The organism is Microcoleus sp. OTE_8_concoct_300 (genome assembly GCF_031383065.1).
Lineage (GTDB): Bacteria > Cyanobacteriota > Cyanobacteriia > Cyanobacteriales > Microcoleaceae > Microcoleus.
In genome coordinates this window covers 1-1,170 of sequence record NZ_JANMZH010000251.1, presented here as the reverse complement: position 1 = coordinate 1,170, position 1,170 = coordinate 1, and the positions used below count along the sequence as shown (strand labels likewise).

General features: G+C 44.5%; 2 protein-coding genes. One reads left to right on the top strand and one right to left on the bottom strand.

Features of this window, described 5'->3' with window-relative positions:
* On the top strand, positions 1 to 274 hold a 274-nt coding region (locus ACUVJL_RS11910; protein WP_445246040.1), incomplete at its 5' end, for a CysS/YqeB C-terminal domain-containing protein.
* Between the two features lie 117 nt (positions 275 to 391).
* Here ACUVJL_RS11910 and ACUVJL_RS11905 read toward each other — a convergent pair.
* On the bottom strand, positions 392 to 1,170 hold a 779-nt coding region (locus tag ACUVJL_RS11905; protein ID WP_445246039.1), incomplete at its 5' end, for a methylated-DNA--[protein]-cysteine S-methyltransferase.

Sequence of the window (1,170 nt, the reverse complement as noted above, 5' to 3'; positions counted from 1 at the left end):
TGTTAAGTTAGCCGAAGTTTTAGGATTTAAAAAACCCAATCTCTTCGTGCTAAGTGGGAATATCAATGTCCATCTCCAATTGTCCGGTATTGGTAAAGGTGAAATCATAAGGGGATTAACTGATGAGGAGATTGAGGCGATGATTCAGCAGCGGAAAGATGCCCGGAAAGCGAAGAATTTTGCTGAGGGCGATCGCATTCGTGATGAACTTAAGGATAAAGGTGTTACTCTGATCGATCAAAAGGATGGTACAACTATCTGGCATCGAGGTTGAAATTTGGATTTTTTAACCGCAGATGCACGCAGATTAACGCAGATAAAATTGCATCCGCGTTCATCTGTGTTCATCTGCTCATATCTGCGGTTAAAAAACCCCAATCTAAAAGCCAAATCATCTAATTTCGAGGCTAGCTTCCCAGCTTAAAATAACCGTTTTTCGCTCCAAACCCCAGCGATAACCGCCCAACTCTCCAGATGCGCGGATGACGCGATGACACGGGATGAGATAGGCGATGGGATTATTTCCCACAGCATTACCCACGGCTCTAGCTGCTGTAGGATTCCCGATGGTTTCTGCAATGGTTTGGTAGGTGGTAATTCCCGCAAATGGGATTCTCAAAAGTGCCCGCCAGACTTGAACCTGAAAATTAGTTCCTTTTACCAAAAGTGCGATCGGCTTCCGAGACAAAGTAGCTCTATCAAAAATTGTATCGCACACAGGTTGAGTAGTTTCGCGATCGCAAATAACCTCAGCATTCAACCATACATTCCGCAGCATTTGTGCAGCGGTTTGCTCATCGGTTCCATCCAAGAAACGCAGATTGCAAATACCGCGACTTGTTGTCGCAATTAGAGCTTTACCAAAAGGAGTGTCGTGAATTCCGCAGACAATTTGCAATCCTGAACCGCCTGTTTTAAATTCACCAGGAGACATTGCTTCGAGATTCACAAACAAGTCATGCAATCTTCCGGGGCTAGATAGCCCGATGTCTGATGTCAAATCGAGAAGACTTTTAGTTTCAGCAATCTTTGACTTGGCATATTCAACCGTCAGATACTGCAAAAATCGCTTCGGGCTAATCCCAGCCCATTGAGTAAACATTCGTTGGAAATGATACTCACTCAAGCTAATATGCTGTGCTACGGCTGCTAAATCGGGCTGATCCAAGT